Origin of the sequence: Enterobacter sp. GD03975, assembly GCF_029838645.1 — a bacterium.
Classification (GTDB): Bacteria; Pseudomonadota; Gammaproteobacteria; order Enterobacterales; family Enterobacteriaceae; genus Enterobacter; species Enterobacter quasihormaechei.
In genome coordinates, this window is the sequence record NZ_JAOBZC010000006.1 from 87,722 (window position 1) to 105,098 (window position 17,377).

18 protein-coding genes are annotated in these 17,377 nt (G+C 51.2%); 9 read left to right on the plus strand and 9 right to left on the minus strand.

Annotated elements, in window-relative coordinates:
• Positions 1–79: 79 nt before the first annotated feature.
• The 8 genes from hpf to N5C09_RS12505 are packed head-to-tail and all read right to left on the minus strand — an operon-like array spanning position 80 to position 6,256.
• The gene (gene hpf, locus N5C09_RS12470; RefSeq protein WP_003861866.1) at positions 80–367 is read right to left on the minus strand and encodes a ribosome hibernation promoting factor; all 288 of its coding nucleotides are present in this window, start codon (positions 365–367) and stop codon (positions 80–82) included.
• Positions 368–389: 22 nt separating this feature from the next.
• Entirely contained in the window at positions 390–1,823 is a 1,434-nt protein-coding gene (gene rpoN / locus N5C09_RS12475) for an RNA polymerase factor sigma-54 (protein ID WP_064910003.1), read from the minus strand.
• Positions 1,824–1,870: 47 nt separating this feature from the next.
• Positions 1,871–2,596 carry an LPS export ABC transporter ATP-binding protein gene (gene lptB / locus N5C09_RS12480; protein ID WP_003861862.1) on the minus strand — a complete coding sequence of 242 codons (726 nt, stop codon included), beginning with the start codon at positions 2,594–2,596 and terminating at the stop codon, positions 1,871–1,873.
• A gap of 6 nt (positions 2,597–2,602) precedes the next feature.
• Complete coding sequence (lptA, locus tag N5C09_RS12485; RefSeq protein ID WP_063451030.1) at positions 2,603–3,157, minus strand: lipopolysaccharide ABC transporter substrate-binding protein LptA; 555 nt, start codon at positions 3,155–3,157, stop codon at positions 2,603–2,605.
• Positions 3,126–3,701, minus strand: coding sequence for an LPS export ABC transporter periplasmic protein LptC (gene lptC / locus N5C09_RS12490; protein WP_063451031.1), 576 nt, complete (start codon positions 3,699–3,701; stop codon positions 3,126–3,128). Before lptC ends, lptA begins: the two co-directional genes overlap by 32 nt.
• Complete coding sequence (gene kdsC / locus N5C09_RS12495; RefSeq protein WP_063867563.1) at positions 3,698–4,264, minus strand: 3-deoxy-manno-octulosonate-8-phosphatase KdsC; 567 nt, start codon at positions 4,262–4,264, stop codon at positions 3,698–3,700. The genes lptC and kdsC overlap by 4 nt, the downstream gene beginning before the upstream one ends.
• 14 nt (positions 4,265–4,278) lie before the next feature.
• The gene (gene kdsD / locus N5C09_RS12500; RefSeq protein ID WP_003861853.1) at positions 4,279–5,265 is read right to left on the minus strand and encodes an arabinose-5-phosphate isomerase KdsD; all 987 of its coding nucleotides are present in this window, start codon (positions 5,263–5,265) and stop codon (positions 4,279–4,281) included.
• 13 nt (positions 5,266–5,278) lie between these two features.
• Positions 5,279–6,256, minus strand: coding sequence for a calcium/sodium antiporter (locus tag N5C09_RS12505; RefSeq protein WP_063867564.1), 978 nt, complete (start codon positions 6,254–6,256; stop codon positions 5,279–5,281).
• 227 nt (positions 6,257–6,483) lie between these two features.
• Between N5C09_RS12505 and mlaF the strand changes: the two genes are divergently transcribed.
• The 8 genes from mlaF to N5C09_RS12545 all read left to right on the plus strand — a co-directional run bounded on the left by mlaF (position 6,484) and on the right by N5C09_RS12545 (position 13,762).
• On the plus strand, positions 6,484–7,296 hold the full coding sequence (gene mlaF, locus N5C09_RS12510) for a phospholipid ABC transporter ATP-binding protein MlaF (protein ID WP_063867565.1): 813 nt from the start codon (positions 6,484–6,486) through the stop codon (positions 7,294–7,296).
• A 7-nt stretch (positions 7,297–7,303) separates the two neighbouring features.
• Complete coding sequence (mlaE, locus tag N5C09_RS12515; RefSeq protein ID WP_003861848.1) at positions 7,304–8,086, plus strand: lipid asymmetry maintenance ABC transporter permease subunit MlaE; 783 nt, start codon at positions 7,304–7,306, stop codon at positions 8,084–8,086.
• 4 nt (positions 8,087–8,090) lie between these two features.
• A complete protein-coding gene (gene mlaD / locus N5C09_RS12520; protein WP_063451035.1) occupies positions 8,091–8,639 on the plus strand; it encodes an outer membrane lipid asymmetry maintenance protein MlaD in 549 nt (182 codons plus the stop codon).
• Between the two features lie 18 nt (positions 8,640–8,657).
• A complete protein-coding gene (gene mlaC, locus N5C09_RS12525; protein ID WP_063451036.1) occupies positions 8,658–9,293 on the plus strand; it encodes a phospholipid-binding protein MlaC in 636 nt (211 codons plus the stop codon).
• Positions 9,293–9,586 (plus strand): lipid asymmetry maintenance protein MlaB, encoded by a 294-nt coding sequence (gene mlaB / locus N5C09_RS12530; RefSeq protein ID WP_063451037.1) that lies wholly within the window; start codon positions 9,293–9,295, stop codon positions 9,584–9,586. The genes mlaC and mlaB overlap by 1 nt, the downstream gene beginning before the upstream one ends.
• A gap of 126 nt (positions 9,587–9,712) precedes the next feature.
• Positions 9,713–9,967, plus strand: a complete 255-nt coding sequence (gene ibaG, locus N5C09_RS12535) for a BolA family iron metabolism protein IbaG (RefSeq protein WP_003861840.1) — start codon at positions 9,713–9,715, stop codon at positions 9,965–9,967.
• Between the two features lie 50 nt (positions 9,968–10,017).
• Positions 10,018–11,277 (plus strand): UDP-N-acetylglucosamine 1-carboxyvinyltransferase, encoded by a 1,260-nt coding sequence (murA, locus tag N5C09_RS12540; protein ID WP_006812128.1) that lies wholly within the window; start codon positions 10,018–10,020, stop codon positions 11,275–11,277.
• A 358-nt stretch (positions 11,278–11,635) separates the two neighbouring features.
• Positions 11,636–13,762: a type I secretion system permease/ATPase gene (locus tag N5C09_RS12545; RefSeq protein ID WP_279749142.1), complete on the plus strand. Its 2,127-nt coding sequence runs from the start codon at positions 11,636–11,638 to the stop codon at positions 13,760–13,762.
• 58 nt (positions 13,763–13,820) lie between these two features.
• Here N5C09_RS12545 and N5C09_RS12550 read toward each other — a convergent pair whose 3' ends face one another.
• On the minus strand, positions 13,821–15,581 hold the full coding sequence (locus N5C09_RS12550) for a calcium-binding protein (protein WP_279749143.1): 1,761 nt from the start codon (positions 15,579–15,581) through the stop codon (positions 13,821–13,823).
• Between the two features lie 353 nt (positions 15,582–15,934).
• On the opposite strand from N5C09_RS12550, the gene N5C09_RS12555 reads away from it, so the two are divergent.
• Positions 15,935–17,368, plus strand: a complete 1,434-nt coding sequence (locus N5C09_RS12555) for an HlyD family type I secretion periplasmic adaptor subunit (protein WP_279749144.1) — start codon at positions 15,935–15,937, stop codon at positions 17,366–17,368.
• The last annotated feature ends 9 nt before the right edge of the window (positions 17,369–17,377 follow it).

Genomic DNA, 17,377 nt, shown 5'->3' on the forward strand with positions numbered 1-17,377 from the left:
TTCACCTAAGCGCTAACCGTACAAATGGCCTGTTGTGTCTCACAACAGGCCGTCCTGCACCCGTTAACTGCCCGGACAATTAGTGTTGTTTCAGTTTATCTTTATGTTTATTGAGCTGTCTCGCAAGCTTATCAATCAAGCCGTCGATAGCCGCGTACATGTCTTGCCCTTCCGCACTGGCATGGAGTTCCCCTCCGTTGACGTGCAGAGTCGCATCCGAGATATGCGTCACTTTCTCCACTTTCAACACAACATAGACCTGATTGATCCTTTCGAAATACTGCTCAAGTTTTGCAAACTTAGTGTTCACAAAATCGCGTAAAGCCTCAGTAATCTCGACGTTATGTCCGGTGATATTGAGCTGCATAGTGTCTTCCTTATCGGTTGTGTCAAACCAGTTGTTTACGCTGGTTAGACGGCGGAATGGATAAAGACTCTCGATACTTCGCAACAGTACGGCGTGCCACCATAATACCCTGATCGGACAGCATGGTGGTTAACTTACTGTCACTGAGTGGCTTCGCGGGGTTCTCCGCGGCGATCAACTTCTTCACCAGTGCGCGAATGGCCGTTGACGAGGCTTCGCCGCCGCCTTCAGTGTTCACGTGGCTGGAGAAGAAATACTTAAGCTCAAAAATACCGCGCGGACTGTGCAGGTACTTCTGCGTAGTCACGCGGGAAATGGTTGATTCATGCATCTCGACGGCCTGGGCGATGTCTGCCAGCACCATCGGTTTCATAAACTCTTCGCCCTGTTCAAAGAACGCCTGCTGCTGTTCGACAATACAGCGGCTGACGCGCAGCAGCGTGTCATTTCGGCTCTCCAGGCTCTTAATCAACCATCGTGCTTCCTGAAGGTTGCTGCGAATGTATTGATTATCGGCGTCGTTACGTGCGCTGGTGCACATGGAGGCATATTGCTGGTTGATTTGCAGGCGAGGAAGGCTGTCGGCGTTCAGTTCAACGACCCAGCGGCCGTTGTGCTTTCTCACCAGCACATCAGGAATGACATATTCCGGTTCGCTGGTCTGGATCGACTGTCCCGGACGCGGATCGAGTGACTGGATCAGATTCACCGCTTCCTTCAGCACCTCTTCTTTGAGGCGCGTGACGCGCATCAGGGTGCGGAAATCGTGATTCGCCAGCAGATCCAGATGATCGCTGATGATGAGCCGGGCTTCGTCAATCCACGGTGTCTCTTTGGCAAACTGCGAAAGCTGGATCAGCAGGCAGTCGCGCAGATCTTTCGCGGCGACGCCAATCGGGTCGAAACGCTGGACGCGCTTGAGGACGGCTTCGATCTCTTCCATCTCAATGTCGTCATCGCCGATGCTTTCCAGAATATCGTCCAGCGTCACGGTCAGATAGCCCGTGTCGTCAACGGCATCGACAATCGAGGTGGCAATCGCGCGATCGGTATCCGAGAAAGGGGTCAGCTCCACCTGCCACATCAGGTAGTCCTGAAGCGACTGGGTGGTTTCGCCCTGATAGACCGGCAGTTCGTCGTCCTGATAATCCGCGCGCGTGCCGGAAGGCGTTCCTGCGGTGTAGATTTCATCCCAGCTGGCATCCAGCGGCAGCTCGTCCGGCATCTCTTTTTGTTCGAGCGCATCGGCGGTGTCGAGCGTTTCCGTGTCCTGCGTTTGCTGTGTATCTACCTCGTCATGAAGATCGGTTTGCTCCAGCAGCGGATTGCTGTCCAGCGCCTGCTGGAGCTCCTGCTGGAGTTCTAACGTGGACAACTGCAACAGACGGATGGCCTGTTGTAGCTGCGGCGTCATGGCCAGTTGCTGGCTGAGCCGTAATTGCAAACCTTGCTTCATGTTCAGCGCGTTTTTCTCCGGTTCGGCGTGACTTAACCTCTACCCTATCAGAGTCTGAAGTCTTCCCCAAGGTACACGCGCTTAACATGCTCATCTTCGAGGATTTGCTGCGGCGTACCGTGGGCAATCAGATGGCCCTGGCTCACAATGTAGGCGCGTTCACACACGGCCAGCGTTTCGCGTACGTTGTGGTCCGTGATCAGTACGCCAAGCCCGCTGTCGCGCAGATGCTCAATGATACGTTTGATATCGATAACCGAAATCGGGTCAACGCCCGCAAACGGCTCATCCAGCAGGATAAATTTCGGATTTGCTGCCAGCGCGCGCGCAATCTCAACGCGGCGGCGTTCACCGCCGGACAGCGCCTGACCGAGGCTGTCGCGAAGGTGTTCAATATGAAACTCTTCCATCAGCTCGTTCGCGCGGTCGGTGCGCTGCTCGCTGGTCAGATCGTCACGGATCTGGAGCACGGCCATCAGGTTATCGAACACGCTTAAGCGGCGGAAGATAGACGCTTCCTGCGGCAGGTAGCCGATGCCACGACGCGCGCGGGCATGAAGCGGCAGCAGGCTGATGTCTTCATCATCAATGATGATGTTGCCAGCGTCACGCGGGACAATGCCCACCACCATGTAGAAGGTTGTGGTTTTACCCGCACCGTTAGGGCCAAGCAAGCCCACGATTTCGCCGGAGTTGACGGTCAGACTGACATCTTCGACGACGCGGCGGCCCTTGTACGCTTTCGCGAGGTTTTTTGCAGTTAATGTTGCCATAACGAATTAGTTACTCTTTTTCTGTGCCGGAGCCTGACCGTTGTTCTTGTCCTGCAACTGCGAAGGCACAAGCACGGTAGTGACGCGTTTACCTTTTTCGCTGGAGGCCTGCATTTTCTGCTCTTTCACCAGATAGGTGATCTTGTCGCCTTTGATGTTGCTGTCCAGCTGTTCCAGGTAAGCATTACCGGTCAGGATGACCAGATCCTTCGCCAGTTCGTAGTGCATATGCGAGGCATGGCCTTTTACCGGCTTGCCGTTGTCCTGCATCTGGTAGAACGTGGCCGGGTTGCCATAACCATCAATAATCTCTTTGCCCTGTTCGCCGCCCGGACGGGTAACGACCACTTTGTCGGCATTGATTTTGATGGTGCCCTGGGTAACGACGACGTTGCCGGTAAAGGTAACGACGTTACCCTGCATATCCAGAGACTGCGTATCAGATTCGATATGAATCGGCTGTTCGGTGTCGCCAGTCACAGCAAGCGCGGGAAGACTGGCCGCCAGCAGCGCGCTGGCGATAACAACTTTAAGGCTGAGTTTGTTTGTTTTGAATTTCATAGGAGGTTCTAACCTTTTCAATCAGCTCGGCGTTTTTGCTGCGTAAGTTCCCGCGCATTCTTAAACCGCTGGAATTAAATGTTGTGCCATACAGGGTGACTAAATCCTGCGACGTGACATCCTGGGTGACCAGGTTGATCTGGGCGTTATCGGTCGTAATTTTGCGCAGTTGAGCGTCAGCGGTCAGGGCGTTGACTTCAACGTGACCATACAGATAAAGCATACGGTCATTTGTCAGTTTTGCCCGGTCAGACTTGATTGACCACGTCGGCACTTTGTCGGTATCAAAGGTGGTCAGCACCGGCTGGGTAAACCACGAAACACCGTCATCTGAAAAATATTCGACATGCTGAGCAATCAGGCGATAGTTCAGTGCGCCTTCCGGGCTATAAACCACGGTATCGCTGCGATCGCTTTTGTAGGTCGGGTCGCTCGTGTTGACCACTTCCGTTTGCGTATCATCGCGGTCAGCGAGGTTCACGCCAATCAGGATCAGGACGACAAGCGAAAGCAGAATGATAACCCAACGTCTGGTTTTACTCATATCGATTGCCCTTTCGCCTCATCAAGCTTGCCCTGCGCCAGCAGAAGCAGATCGCAGACTTCACGCACGGCACCGCGGCCACCGTGAATATGGGTAACGTAATCAGCACGCGGGATCAGCAGCGGGTGTGCGTCAGCCACGGCAATGCTCAGACCCACCTCCGCCATCACTGGCCAGTCGATCAAATCATCCCCGACGTACGCCACATTCTCTGGCGCAATGGCCAGTTTTTCCAGCAAATCCCGGAAGGCTACCATCTTATCAGACTGTCCCTGATAGAGATGCGTAATGCCCAGCGTTTCACACCGATCTTCTACCAGTTTAGCTTTCCGCCCGGTGATGATTGCAACGTCAATACCGGACGTGAGCGCACAGCGGATACCGTAACCGTCGCGAACGTTAAAGGCTTTCAGCTCTTCGCCGTTATTGCCCATATAAATCAGACCGTCGGAAAGCACGCCGTCTACATCGAGGATCAGCAGGCGGATAGTTTCCGCCTTTGCCATCATCTGGGCGCTCACCGGGCCATAACAGGTTGCAAGGGATGCACCCGCATTACTCATTGTCTTATCCTTCATTACACTACGCCTGCGCGCAGCAGATCATGCATATGTACCACACCCAGCAGTTGGTCGCCATCGGCAACCATCACTGAGGTGATATGACGGGACTGCATCAGGTTCAGCACATCGACCGCCAGCGTGCCCGGACGGACGCGGATCCCGCCTGGCGTCATCACATCCGCGATGCCCAGCGTTCGAACATCCACACCCATATCGAACACCCGGCGCAGGTCACCGTCGGTAAAAATGCCCTGAATCTTCATCAGGTCGTCACAGATGACCGTCATGCCCAGGTTTTTGCGGGTGATTTCCAGCAACGCGTCGCGCAGAGAAGCCTCTTTGCTGACGTGCGGAATTTCATCCCCGGTGTGCATAATATCGTTAACCCGCAGCAGCAGTTTGCGCCCGAGCGCGCCGCCGGGGTGAGACAGGGCGAAATCTTCAGGCGTAAAACCGCGGGCTTCCAGCAGCGCAACGGCAAGGGCATCGCCCATCACCAGCGCGGCGGTGGTGCTGGAGGTCGGGGCCAGTCCCAGCGGACAGGCTTCTTTCGGCACCTTCACGCACAGGTGAATATCTGCCGCACGCGCCATGCTGCTTTCCGGGCGGCTGGTCATGCAAATCAGCGGGACGTGCAGGCGCTTGAGCACCGGGATCAACGCCAGGATCTCATTCGATTCCCCAGAGTTAGATAGCGCAATAACCACGTCCTGCGGCGTAACCATGCCGAGGTCACCGTGCGCGGCTTCACCCGGATGAACGAAGAAGGACGAGGTGCCGGTGCTGGCAAAGGTCGCCGCCATTTTGCGCCCGATATGACCAGACTTGCCCATCCCCATCACCACGACTTTACCGGCACAGTAGAACATCTTCTCACAGGCCAGACTAAAATCCTGATTAATGTACTGATCTAACTGCGCCAGACCTTCACGTTCAATCTCCAGAACGTCTTTGCCTGCTTTCTGAAAGTCAAAACCCGGCTGCAATTCTATTTGCGACATAATGCGTTTCCGTTTACCCAGAGAGAAGTGGCGAGAGCCAGTACAGCATCGCCAGCCATACGATAAATCCACCCGTCAGCAGCGCGCCTGCGCCTTTGCCGATCTGCTCTTTTCGCCGCCAGCAGAGCAGGGCGAAAATGACGCTGACCAGCAGCATCACACCGTAATCGCGCGTGAAGACCATGGGGTTAAACGGCCCCGGCGAGATCAGCGCCGGCAGCCCCGTCACGATCGCGATATTGAAAATATTAGAGCCAATGATATTGCCGATGGCGATATCATCTTCACCTTTACGCGCCCCGGCGATGGCGGTGGCCAGCTCTGGCAGGCTGGTGCCGATGGCGATGACCGTCAGACCGATTGTCAGTTCGCTCATCGCAAACGCGTTCGCCAGCACCGTCGCGTTATCGACGACCATCCGCGTGGCCATCGGCATGATTATCAGCGCGACGCCCAGCCACAGCAGGGCGACGGGTAAGGTGCCTTCCCTGGGCAGCTCGGCGAGATGCTCACGCGTGAGGCTGTCGTTGCCCTGTTTTTCCGCCAGACGCGCGATTTTCACGCTGTAAAGCAACCAGATCCCGGCCAGGGCGAGCAGGAATATACCGTCATCAATGCTCAGCACCCCGTCGTAAAGCACGTAGCCAGCCAGCAGGCTAACGACTAACATTAGCGGCAATTCGCGGCGCAAAACATCAGAATGGACGCGAAATGGATGCAGCAATGCGGCTAAGCCTAAAATCAGTAATATATTGACGATGTTAGAGCCAATCGCGGTGCCGATAGCGAGGTCGACCTGACCATGCAGCGAGGCTGAAACAGAAACAATGATTTCAGGAAGCGATGTGCCTACACTGACCACCGTCATTCCGATAATGATGGGCGGCATGCCAATGAGTCGACAAAGAATGGATGCGGCAAAGACCAAACGGTCAGCACTGTAGACCACCAACAGTAAACCAATTATTAACAGTGCTGTTGCTAAAAGCATCAAAAGTCCTTTCTTCAGGTATACTCGCTGGTCCACTGCGCACGGATTCTGGCGCCAGATGAAGTCTGAGACGTGACGAATTCCTAATTTTGACTTTATGCGCCGGAAAAGTAAAACAAATGCCAGCTTTAGCTAACCCCAATAGTGAATATTCTGTAAAAATGCGGGGTTTAGGGCTGATTTACGCTTCATGCCAGCCGTGAAGCAAGGTAAGTAAGGAACCATAAATGAGCCAAACGATGGCGAATATAGTCGATGTCCGGGGCGTCAGTTTTTCTCGCGGCAGCCGGGTGATATTTGATGATATTTCGCTGACCGTGCCGCGCGGTAAAATCACCGCCATCATGGGGCCGTCAGGGATCGGTAAAACGACGTTGCTGCGTCTTATCGGCGGGCAAATCCCCCCTGACAGCGGCGAAATTCTCTTCGACGGTGAAAACGTTCCGGAGATGTCTCGCTCGCGCCTCTACACGGTTCGCAAACGAATGAGCATGCTCTTTCAGTCGGGTGCGCTGTTCACCGATATGAACGTATTTGACAACGTGGCCTATCCGCTGCGTGAGCACACCCATCTTCCTCCTGCGCTGTTGCACAGCACGGTGATGATGAAACTCGAAGCCGTGGGGTTGCGGGGGGCGGCGAAACTCATGCCGTCCGAACTCTCCGGCGGGATGGCGCGCCGCGCCGCGCTGGCGCGTGCTATTGCCCTTGAACCGGATTTAATCATGTTCGACGAACCGTTCGTCGGGCAGGACCCTATCACTATGGGCGTACTGGTGAAGCTCATTTCAGAACTGAACAGCGCCCTTGGCGTCACCTGCGTGGTGGTTTCCCACGACGTGCCGGAAGTGCTGAGCATTGCTGATTACGCCTATATTGTGGCTGACAAAAAGATCGTCGCCCACGGCAGCGCTCAGGCGTTGCAGGAGAATGGCGATCCGCGCGTGCGGCAGTTCCTGGACGGTATCGCAGATGGGCCGGTGCCTTTCCGCTATCCGGCAGGCGACTATCATGACGATTTACTGGGAATAGGGAGTTAAGCCACTCATGCTGTTAAATGCGTTGGCGGGTCTTGGACACCGTGGCCTAAAAACCATCAGTACGTTCGGACGTGCCGGATTAATGTTGTTCAACGCGCTGGTTGGCAAACCGGAGTTCCGCAAGCATGCGCCGTTACTGGTGCGGCAGCTTTATAACGTCGGCGTACTGTCGATGCTTATCATCATCGTGTCGGGGCTGTTTATCGGCATGGTGCTGGGGTTGCAGGGATATCTGGTGCTGACAACCTACAGCGCGGAAACCAGCCTGGGCATGCTGGTGGCGCTCTCGCTGCTGCGTGAACTCGGACCGGTGGTTGCCGCGCTGCTGTTCGCCGGGCGTGCCGGGTCAGCACTGACGGCGGAAATTGGCCTGATGCGCGCCACCGAGCAGCTTTCCAGCATGGAGATGATGGCGGTCGATCCGCTGCGCCGGGTGATCTCACCGCGCTTCTGGGCCGGGGTTATCTCCTTACCGTTACTGACTATCCTCTTTGTGGCGGTCGGTATCTGGGGCGGCGCGCTGGTCGGCGTCAACTGGAAAGGCATTGATGCCGGGTTCTTCTGGTCCGCCATGCAGGACGCCATCGATCTGCGGATGGATTTGGTCAACTGTCTGATCAAGAGCGTGGTTTTCGCTGTGACGGTTACCTGGATTGCGTTGTTTAATGGTTACGATGCCATTCCGACGTCGGCGGGCATTAGCCGCGCAACGACGCGTACTGTCGTACATTCGTCGCTGGCCGTTTTAGGTCTGGATTTTGTGCTCACCGCACTGATGTTTGGGAATTGAGTTCATGCAAACGAGAAAAAATGAAATTTGGGTTGGCGTGTTTCTGCTTCTGGCGCTGCTGGCCGCGCTGTTCATCTGCCTGCGAGCGGCGGACATTACCTCTGTTCGCGCCGAGCCGACGTATCGCGTCTACGCGACCTTCGATAATATCGGCGGCCTGAAGGCGCGCTCGCCGGTGCGTATTGGTGGCGTCGTCATCGGACGTGTAGCGGACATTACGCTTGATGAAAAAACGTATCTGCCGCGCGTCGCGATGGATATCGAAGAGCGTTATAACCACATTCCTGACACCAGCTCGCTCTCTATCCGCACTTCTGGCCTGCTGGGGGAGCAATATCTGGCCCTCAACGTTGGTTTTGAAGATCCTGAGCTGGGAACGTCTATCCTTAAAGACGGTAGCGTAATCCAGGATACCAAGTCAGCGATGGTGCTGGAGGATATGATTGGTCAGTTCCTTTACAACAGTAAAGGGGATGATAAAAAGTCTGACGATGCCCCTGCGCAGAGTGAAGACCACACCAACGTCGAACCGACGCCAGGCGCGACGAATTAATTTCAGGAGAAGTCATTCATGTTTAAACGACTGTTAATGGTTGCCATGCTGGTCATTGCCCCTCTGACTGCGGTACACGCTGCGGATCAGAGTAACCCGTACAAACTGATGGATGAGGCTGCGAAGAAAACCTTCGACCGTCTTAAAAACGAACAGCCCAAAATCCGCTCTAACCCTGACTATCTGCGTGATGTCGTGGATCAGGAACTGCTGCCGTATGTGCAGATCAAGTATGCGGGCGCGCTGGTACTGGGCCGTTATTACAAAGAGGCGACCCCGGCGCAGCGCGAGGCTTACTTCGCGGCGTTCCGTGAATACCTGAAACAGGCTTACGGTCAGGCGCTGGCGATGTATCACGGTCAGACCTATCAGATTGCCCCTGAACAGCCGCTGGGCGATGCCACCATCATTCCTATCCGCGTGACAATTATCGATCCAAACGGCCGCCCGCCGGTTCGCCTGGACTTCCAGTGGCGTAAGAACAGCCAGACCGGAAACTGGCAGGCGTATGACATGATCGCCGAAGGCGTAAGCATGATTACCACTAAACAGAACGAGTGGAGCGATCTGCTGCGCACCAAAGGTATTGATGGCCTGACGGCTCAGCTTCAGTCTATCTCTCGTCAGAAAATTACCCTGGACGAGAAGAAGTAATGTCGCAGCAGCTTAGCTGGGCGCGAGACGGCGAGACGCTGACGCTGACGGGAGAGCTGGATCAGGATCTGCTTAACCCGCTGTGGGACGCTCGCCATAACGCGATGCAAGGCGTGACGCGGATTGATCTACATGGCGTCACGCGGGTAGATACCGCCGGTATTGCGCTGCTGGCGCACCTGGTTGCCACGGGCAAAAAGCAGGGGAGCAGCGTTACCCTGACGGGGGTAAGCGACAACGTCGTCACCCTTGCACAGCTTTACAATTTGCCCGAAGACGTATTACCTCGCTAATTTTTTCAGTACGTTACTTCCGAAAGCCCCGACAGTTTGCGCGTCGGGGCTTTTTGCTTGTTTAAGACCGCGCCACTTTGCTCTAAGATGTTGGGCTTGTTTTCACTATCAGATGATGTAGACCCCATGGAAAATAATGAAATCCAGACTGTGCTGATGAATGCACTCTCCCTTCAGGAAGCCCACGTCTCTGGCGATGGCAGTCACTTCCAGGTTATTGCTGTGGGTGAGATGTTCGACGGAATGAGTCGCGTGAAAAAACAGCAGGCTGTGTACGCGCCGCTGATGGAATACATTGCGGACAACCGCATTCACGCCCTGTCGATTAAAGCGTTCACCCCACAGGAGTGGGCACGCGATCGCAAACTAAACGGTTTTTGAGCTGGGGGCGAAGCGCTCGCAGCACGGTTGAATTTATAAGAGAGCAAACAATGGATAAATTTCGTGTACAGGGACCCACGCGTCTCCAGGGCGAAGTCACAATTTCTGGCGCTAAAAACGCCGCGCTGCCTATTCTTTTCGCTGCGCTGCTCGCAGAAGAGCCGGTAGAGATCCAGAACGTACCGAAGCTGAAAGATATCGACACGACCATGAAGTTGCTCGGCCAGTTGGGCACCAAAGTGGAGCGTAACGGTTCCGTCTGGATCGATGCCAGCAACGTGAACAACTTCTCAGCACCGTATGAGCTGGTGAAAACCATGCGTGCTTCCATCTGGGCCCTTGGGCCGCTGGTGGCGCGTTTCGGTCAGGGTCAGGTTTCACTCCCGGGCGGATGCGCTATCGGTGCGCGTCCCGTCGACCTGCATATCTTTGGCCTGGAAAAGCTGGGCGCGGAGATCAAGCTGGAAGAAGGTTACGTGAAAGCGTCCGTCAATGGTCGTCTGAAAGGCGCGCACATTGTCATGGACAAAGTGAGCGTGGGCGCAACGGTGACCATCATGTCGGCTGCTACGCTGGCAGAAGGCACTACCATCATTGAAAACGCCGCGCGCGAACCGGAAATCGTGGACACCGCGAACTTCCTGGTCGCACTGGGTGCGAAGATCAGCGGGCAGGGCACGGACCGTATTACCATCGAAGGCGTTGAGCGTCTGGGTGGCGGCGTGTACCGCGTCCTGCCAGACCGTATCGAAACCGGGACCTTCCTGGTGGCGGCGGCCATTTCTGGCGGTAAGATTGTCTGCCGCAACGCACAGCCGGATACCCTGGATGCGGTGCTGGCGAAGCTGCGCGATGCGGGCGCGGACATTGAAATCGGTGAAGACTGGATAAGCCTGGATATGCACGGGCAGCGTCCTAAAGCCGTTAACGTGCGCACTGCGCCACACCCGGCCTTCCCGACGGATATGCAGGCGCAGTTCACGCTGCTGAACCTGGTGGCCGAAGGCACGGGCTTCATCACGGAAACCATCTTCGAAAACCGTTTCATGCATGTCCCGGAGCTGATCCGTATGGGAGCGCATGCTGAGATTGAAAGCAACACGGTCATCTGTCACGGCGTTGAAAAACTGTCCGGTGCGCAGGTGATGGCGACCGATCTGCGCGCATCTGCGAGTCTGGTACTGGCAGGGTGTATTGCGGAAGGCACTACCGTTGTCGATCGTATCTACCACATCGACCGTGGTTACGAGCGCATTGAAGACAAACTGCGCGCGCTGGGTGCGAATATCGAGCGTGTGAAGGGCGAGTAATCGTCAAAAGAGAAGCTCCCGCAGTAGCGGGAGCTTTCACATCTTATTCTGCAAATTTATAGTTAATAGCTCTCTTCTCTAAAAAAGTCTTATCATTATTTAACCGCATAATACATATCTTACATTTTAAACTGAATAATACGCTAAGTATAAATATACGTTTGATTTATTCTATGTGATTATTGTTATTTAATATGTTTTGTGAATTATCATTGTTGTTATGAATATTTTATCGAAACCACTTGATTAATAAATCTCTATTTTAAGAATATATTAAGGTGATATTAATTATAGTATTTAATCTTTAGACTTATAATACACTACTGTATATCACAGCATTATTTGTCGGATGAATAGCATGGAGCAGGACGATAAAATTAAATATCAAGATAATGCCACAATTGCGCTTAAAATTATTGCACATTTTCATGGTGTGGCATTAAACATACAGGATGTTAAGCATGCTTACGATCCTAAAGGATCTGGTCTTTCTCAAGTTCAGTGGCTGCTTGCAGCGAAAGATATTGGCCTCAAAGCCAGGGCTGTAAAAAAAACATATCAACAACTTGATAAATTAACACTTCCTGCACTGGTCTGGGATGATAGTGGTAAGCACTTTATCCTTGCACGAGTCGATAAAGATAAATATCTAATTCACGATTTAGAGTTAAAAAAACCGGTTGTTCTGTCAAAAAAAGACTTTATTAGCCGTTATACTGGTATGGTCATCTTGGTAACATCAAGAGCTGCTGCTCTAGGTTCATTAGCTAAATTTGATTTTACCTGGTTTATTCCTGCAATAATTAAATATAGGAAAATATTTTTAGAGGTAATTGCTGCTTCAATAGTATTGCAGTTATTCGCACTAATGACCCCACTTTTTTTTCAGGTGGTAATGGATAAAGTGCTCGTACATCGTGGCCTTAATACCTTAAATGTTATTACGGTTGCACTCATTTTCATTATCATTTTTGACGTTACACTCGGTGGTTTAAGAACTTATATTTTCGCTCATACTACCAGTCGAATTGATGTTGAGCTTGGTGCAAAATTGTTTCGCCATTTGCTTAAACTCCCTATTGCATGGTTTGAAAAAAGACGCGTAGGAGATACGGTTGCACGTTTACGAGAGCTTGAACAGATTCGTAATTTCTTAACCGGCCAGGCAATGACGTCGCTACTCGATCTGGTATTTTCTTTCATTTTTATTGTCGTGATGTACTTTTATAGTGGCTGGTTAACACTGGTGGTATTAGCCTCGTTGCCATGTTATGCAATCTGGTCTGCGGCAATAAGCCCACTTTTACGCTCTCGGCTAAATGATAAATTTGCCCGCAGTGCTGATAACCAATCTTTCCTGGTGGAATCGGTGACGTCAATTGGCACTCTTAAGGCTATGGCTGTTGAACCGCAAATGACCCATCATTGGGATAAGCAACTGGCTGCCTACGTTCATGCTGGTTTTAAAGTGACAAAATTGGCAACCGTTGGGCAGCAGGGTATACAGCTTATGCAGAAATTGGTGATGGTGGCCAATCTTTGGATCGGAGCGCAATTGGTGATTGCTGGTGAGCTGAGTGTTGGAGAATTAATTGCATTTAATATGCTGGCTGGTCAGGTCGCCGCTCCGGTTATCCGGTTGGCACAATTGTGGCAAGATTTCCAACAGGTAGCTATCTCCATCGCTCGGCTAGGGGATATCTTGAATACGCCGACGGAGATCCCCGGCAGTAGTCTGACCCTTCCAGAAATTAAAGGAGCTATCGAATTTGAAAATGTGGCCTTTCGCTATCGCCCGGATGGCCCCCAAATCCTCAAAGCGTTAAATCTTTCAATCCGGTCCGGAGAGATCGTTGGCGTTGTAGGCCGCTCCGGTTCGGGAAAGAGCACCTTAACGCGTCTCGTCCAACGTTTATATACTCCGGAACAAGGCCGAGTTTTGATCGATGGTCAGGATCTTGCGTTAACTAATCCCGCGTGGTTAAGACGTCAAATTGGCGTTGTTTTACAGGATAATGTCCTTTTAAATCGCAGCATACGTGAAAACATCGCTTTGTCGGAACCCGGCATGCAGTTAGAGAAAATCATCCATGCGGCTAAAATTGCTGGCGCGCATGAATTTATTCTTGGGTTACCCGAAGGGTATGACACACAGGTTGGAGAGCAGGGAGCGTGTCTGTCGGGGGGGCAACGGCAGCGCGTGGCTATTGCCCGGGCGCTCGTTACGAATCCGAGGATCCTTATTTTAGATGAAGCGACAAGTGCCCTTGATTATGAATCTGAAAAAATAATCATGAATAATATGCAAAAAATTTGCTATAACAGAACGGTGATTATCATTGCTCATCGTTTATCAACGGTACGTTTTGCACATCGCATTATAGCGATGGATCGAGGAGAGATAGTTGAAGAGGGTTCGCATGACGAATTAATATTAAAAGAGCAGGGTTTTTATCGTTATCTTCATCAACTCCAAAAAGGTTAAAGTTCATCCCGTTTATTTAAAAAATTAGCTGCCCCCGGAGTTAACCGGGGGATGTTTTTTATTGCGGAATAGTTAGTGCTGTTGTCAGTTGGTGACGATCAGTAATATTAGATTGTATATCACTTGCTTGATATGAAGAATCGAATGACGATATTGCACTTACAAGAATCTGAGCTTGAGAGGCAGCGCAAGGTTCGTTATTTACAACGCCGCTGTCAACTGTAGCGTTATTCATTTTAACTAATGCATTGTTATCACTTTGCTGCAGGTTCAGAGATTGGAGTAAAGTCGGATCTCCAGGAATAATATCTACCGTTTCAGTATAGGTGATACCACCACATTCTAAAACGAACTCTGGCATATCTTCATAGCTTATGGTTCGATCATCGAAAACCAGATCAAAATAGCGGTAAGTTTCATTGTCAAAAAATCTATTTATCTTAACGGAATCATTTTCTCCATATGCCTGAATAACCAGACTGGTGCCAGATTGATACATTTTTACATCGTTACTGGATGTACCTTTGAAAACAAGATGATCTAAAGTATCAGTTCCTGAACAATAAACGATATCGTTGTCATGACCCCGTTCGAATATGAAAGTGTTAGAGCCTTCATAACCTGATAAACTATCATCGCCTTCTCCACCAGTTATAGTATCATCGTTCTTCCCCCCATTGATGGTATCTTTCCCTTCATCACCATACATTATGTTATTACCATCATAACCATAAATCCAGTCATCGCCCGCGCCCCCATAAATAGTATCGTTTCCATCGAAACCATAGAGAGAATCACCGCTTGCAAGGCCCCAAATGTTGTCATCACCTGTAAACCCGGTAAGCGAATCACTATTTTCCGTCCCGTATATATCGACTCCCATGGAACGAAACTCTTGAGCAGAGATCGTCTTATCGTCAAAAACAAGTTCGAAGTATTTGTCTTCTGTAGACGAATAGCTTTTTATCGTCACAGAGTCGGTGTCTTGATAGACATGAAGAACCAAGTCACCTCCCTTTTTTTCAAGTTTCAACTGATCTGATGTTGCACCAGAGAAAATGAATTTATTCGCGGTATTCGCATCGGCATCAATGACAGCATCAGCACCATGGCCCATTTGAAAATGATAAATATCGTCGCCGCTGCCTCCGTCAAGGGTGTCGTTACCGGCGCCGCCGTCAAGGCTGTCGCTGCCGTCTTCGCCATGGAGGATATCGGTGCCCGCGCCGCCATGAAGGCTGTCATCTCCTGCATAGCCGAACAGAGTATCGTTCCCGTCGGCGCCGTCGATGGAATCGTTATTTTTACTGCCGTACAGGTTTTCATTTTTTGCCGTCCCGATATCCACGACACCGATGGCGGCGAATTCCTCTGCGGTGAGGGTGCGGTCATCAAGCACCACGCTGAACGCCTGGTATTTATCGGAGATGAAGTAATCCCGGAGGGTCAGGGCGTCGTCGCTGCCATAGGCCCGGATGACAAGGCTGTTGCCGGTACGTTCCAGGGCAAGGGAGTCACTTGTGGCGCCGGTAAAGACGAGGGTGTTGACGGTGTCAGCGTAACTGTCGGTCAGGGTATCCTGGCCGTGCCCGGCGCTGAAGGTGTAGGTGTCATCGCCGCTGCCTCCGTCAAGGGTGTCGTCACCGGTGCCGCCGTCAAGATGATCAGACCCTTCATAGCCATGGATAATATCGTTTCCTCCAAAACCGTTAATATCATCATTAGTTTCTGTGCCATAAAGTGAGTTAGCATTATCATTGCCTGATATCATGCTTATAGTATTTTGAACGATATTTTGTGTGAAGGTATAATTACGCATATATTCCTCGAGGTTATATTAAAAATAGACAATGTCAGTTTATGTATGAGTTAATCAATCACATGCCGTAAACGATAGTCATTAAAACGACACATTTAAGTTAGTGTAAATTTGATTAAGAGAGTATTTTTCTTTGCGTATGAAATCAACTAATGAAAAAATTGGTTTAGATAATATAAAGACTAGCTATTATTCATTTAATAAATATTTATGATCGCTTTCTTCCTTGATTGCTGAATTATTTGTGAGTAGAGAATGTAATATAAACCTGATAAGTGCATTTGGGCAGAATTAACCCAGAGCCGATCGATGGCTTCATTTAATTAAAGAGATTTAATATAGGGAGATGTCAAGTGAAGTTGTGGTTTAGTACGTTTTCGGATTTGTTTTTACGTTACAAAGATACCTTTGTAGAAATTTGGCGCGTCAGGCATACGCTAGACGCACCTGAGCGGACGCCCGATGAGCGAGAGTTTCTTCCCGCCCATCTGGAACTGACGGAGACGCCGGTATCGGCTGCGCCCAAAGTGGTCGTGCGGTTAATCATGCTCTTTGCGTTAATTGCCCTGGTCTGGTCCATTATTGGCCAGGTGGAAATAGTCGCCACCTCCGCCGGCAAAACGATCCCTTCCGGGCACAGCAAAACGATTCAGCCGCTGGAAACCTCGGTGATCAAAAAGATCCTGGTTAAGGATGGAGATAAGGTTAATAAGGGTGATTTGTTGATTGAGCTGGCTGGCATTGGCTCTGACAGCGATTACAACCAGACCATGCGTCAGTTGAGTGCGGCAACGCTCGCGAGCGTTCGTGGTCAGGCGCTTTTACAGGGTTTAGAAAAGCATACGTTACCGGATATACAGCAAAGCGATATTTCCACACTTCCCATTACCGATACGGAGTTGGCTGAGGCCCGCAGGCTGGTACAAAACCAGTATCAAACCTGGTTTGCGCAGGATGAACAGATGCAAACGGTTTTACAGCAGCGCAACGCCGAGCTGCGCGCTACGCGTTCTCAAATCGTTAAGCTACAGAATGTGGGAAGAATTGAAAAACAGCGGCTACACGATTTTGAGAAACTTCAGCAAAAGAATTACCTGTCTCAGCATGAACTGTATCAGCAGCAAAGCAAAACCATTGAAAACGATCAGGATCTCGCCAGCCAGAAGGAGCAGCTTCAGCAAATAGAGGAAAGTATCCATCAGGTTGAAAAAGAACGTCTGGTGAATTTGCAGACCCTGAAGCGCGATACGCTGGATAGCCTCAGGCAGGCAAACGAGGATATCCAACAGCTCAAAGAACAGCTGGAAAAAACGCGTCAGCGTCAGGCATGGATGTCTCTTACTTCACCGGTGGCGGGTCTGGTCCAGCAGTTGGCATTTCATAATGAAGGTGGCGTAGTGATGGAAGGGCAGGCCATCATGTTGATTGCACCTCAGGACGATAAGATTGACGTTGAGGCAATGGTAGAAAACAAAGACATTGGTTTCGTAAAAGCGGGGCAGAGTGTGGTGGTGAAGATTGAATCTTTTCCCTATACCCGTTACGGCTATCTTACCGGCACGGTTAAGCACGTCAGTTTTGATGCTATTGAGGACGAAAAACGGGGCCTCCTTTTCAGCGCCAGAATTTCTCTCGATCAAGACCATATCAACGTTGAAGGCACCGATATTCCGTTAAATGCGGGGATGAACGTGACAGCAGAAATAAAAACGGGGAAACGTCGCGTGATCGATTACTTACTGAGTCCACTTCAAACCACGCTGGACAAAAGCTTTACCGAGCGGTAATCCTCCAGG